This is a genomic window from Synechococcus sp. R55.7 (assembly GCF_047461955.1).
Taxonomy (GTDB): domain Bacteria; phylum Cyanobacteriota; class Cyanobacteriia; order Thermostichales; family Thermostichaceae; genus Thermostichus.
Genome location: NZ_JANSIC010000297.1, coordinates 1 through 2,381 on the forward strand (window position 1 = coordinate 1; position 2,381 = coordinate 2,381).

The 2,381-nt window shown below is 59.4% G+C and carries 2 protein-coding genes; one reads left to right on the forward strand and one right to left on the reverse strand.

Going from position 1 to position 2,381, the window contains the following annotated elements:
- The coding region (locus NW820_RS11885) for a TldD/PmbA family protein (RefSeq protein ID WP_414407592.1) at positions 1-1,521 on the forward strand (1,521 nt) is incomplete at its 5' end.
- A gap of 234 nt (positions 1,522-1,755) precedes the next feature.
- Here NW820_RS11885 and NW820_RS11890 read toward each other — a convergent pair.
- Positions 1,756-2,013, reverse strand: a complete 258-nt coding sequence (locus tag NW820_RS11890; RefSeq protein WP_414374720.1) for a CHRD domain-containing protein — start codon at positions 2,011-2,013, stop codon at positions 1,756-1,758.
- Positions 2,014-2,381: the final 368 nt, after the last annotated feature.

The following is a 2,381-nucleotide window of genomic DNA, read 5'->3' on the forward strand; positions in this document are numbered from 1 at the left end:
AGGGATTGGGATAAAGCTCGCACCCTGCGCATAGCGCGGGTGTCGGGTAGTTTACTCGGCGTGGCAGCTCATCGACTTTCCAGGATCGGGCTATGCTGGACTGAGGACTACACCCATCTCCCTGTTGCTATGCGAGACCTTCTGCGCGACATCCTTCGGGACTGCTCTGGCTTTGTGGAACTGCGCTACCACAGCAAGGTGTTCCGCAGCATCACTGCCGAGAAGGGCCGCCTTGAGCGCACCGCGGTTCGTCGCCGTTCCGGAGTGGGGGTGCGGGTGTTGGAGGCCGGCACTTGGGGCTTTGCTGCCACCGGGGATCCCTCGCCGGCTGCCATTCGGGAGGCCATCGCTGAAGCTCGCCGTGCCGCCCAAGCCAGCGCCGACTACCGCAAACAAAAGCTGGGATCCCTGCCCAGTGTGCGGCTGGCCCAAGGGGAGTTCTGCGAGCCCGGTGTGGAGGAGGTGTTGAACAAACCGCTGGAGGCGAAGATCCAGTTGGCTTTGGAAACCGAGGCGCAGGCCCGGCAGGCCTCTCGCCAAATTAGCTCCGCCAGTTGCACCTACAACGAGATTTACGAGGAAAAAGCCATCGTCACCACCGATGGGGCGGATGTGGCCTTTCGTCTGGTGCGCCCCGAGCTGCGAGTTCAGGCGGTGGCCGAAGCTGCCGGCCAGCTCAGCAGTGGCTCCGAGGCCATTGGGGTAACAGGGGGATGGGATTGCCTGTTCCGCTCGCATCCCTTGCAGATGGCGGAAAAGGCGGCTGCTACCGCGGTTGATTTATTGTCCGCAGGCTACGCAGAAGGGGGATGGGCCACGGTTATTCTGTCGCCTTCCATCGTGGGGCTGTTGGTGCACGAGGCCATTGGCCACACGGTCGAGGCGGATTTTGTTCTGGCGGGTTCTGTGGCTGCCGGCAAGCTGGGGCAGCGGGTGGCCAGCGACTGGGTTACCCTCAAAGACTCCGGCCATTCAGAGTTTATGCCGGGGGCAGGGGGAACCCTTCCTGTGGACGACGAGGGCGTTCCTACCCAAAGCACCACCATCATCCAAAACGGCATTCTGGTCAGCTATCTCCACAACCGCGAAACTGCTGCCCACTTTGGCGTAGAGCCCACCGGCAATGCCCGCGCCTGGGAATATGCCGATGAGCCTTTGATCCGCATGCGCAACACCTTCATTGAACCCGGATCCCAAACGCTAGAGGAAATCATCGCCAGCACTCCCGATGGCTACTTCCTGGATGGGGCCAGGAACGGGCAGGCGGACTCCACGGGCGAGTTTATGTTTGGGGTAGAGCGGGCCTACCGCATTCGCGATGGCAAGCTGGCGGAGTTGCTGCGCGGTGTCACCATCACCGGCAATGCTTTTGAGGTGCTGCAATCGGTGGATGCCGTCTCGCGGGACTTCCTGTGGGACTTGGGATCCGGCCATTGTGGCAAGGGTCAACCGGCCAAGGTGGATGCGGGCGGCCCCTACATTCGCTGTCGGGCCATTGTAGGTGGGCAACAACCTGTGTAGTTATTCCCTTGGCGCTCCACAGCTAGCCCAGAGGTGAAGCCTACAGCTCGCTCTGTAAAGGGGACTGGCAGGCCAGCTCCAGGACTACCGAAAGCTGCTGGCCAGGAGCTACACAGAAACTCTGTCCTGCCGGCACGACTGACCGTGGGGGAGTTCACAGAACAGCCAATCCGTCCGCAAAAATTAGGGATCCCCTCACCTGCGGGGATCCCAGATGGGGTACTGGATCAAACCTTAGCGAGGGAAAACCACCTGGGCTCGCAACTCGCCCGGCGGGTTGGCCTGCGTGTGAATGTTGATGTAGTAAGCTCCGGCCAAAAAGCTGGAGACTTGCTCAGGGGTGAGGTTGGCTTCCAGTCGGAAATTCCCCGACTGATTGCCTGGATTCGGCAACATGTTCAAGACAAAGACCACCGGCCCTGTGGCCTGGGCGAAAGATTGTCCTGGCTGCGGCTGAGCAATGTGAATATGTCCAGGGCCAAAGTTAGCAATGGGTAGAAGTGGGGTTGTGAGATTTGTAAAGCTTCCTTAACCGCTGAGAAACAAGACAGCAACCAGGCAAAAGCCGCAAAAAACCTCGAAAATTGAACGAGGCCGAAGGGCAAAACCGATCAACAACATGGAAAAAGCTCCTCGGTCAGAGAACAGGCCAAATAAGTTACGTATCAGGCCAAGCTTCGGATTCATCTCTGGGTTTAAAAGATGGCGACATCACTGCTACCGAGAGACAAAAATCCCCACCCTGTGGGGGGCGGGGGATGGTGTAGACTGCACGCGGAGCAGAAATCTCTGACCGTACCTATAAAGTTGCGGAGAGGGGGAGAGGGTTCACCCAGGCACTTTCCCCAAGCTCGGTTCAG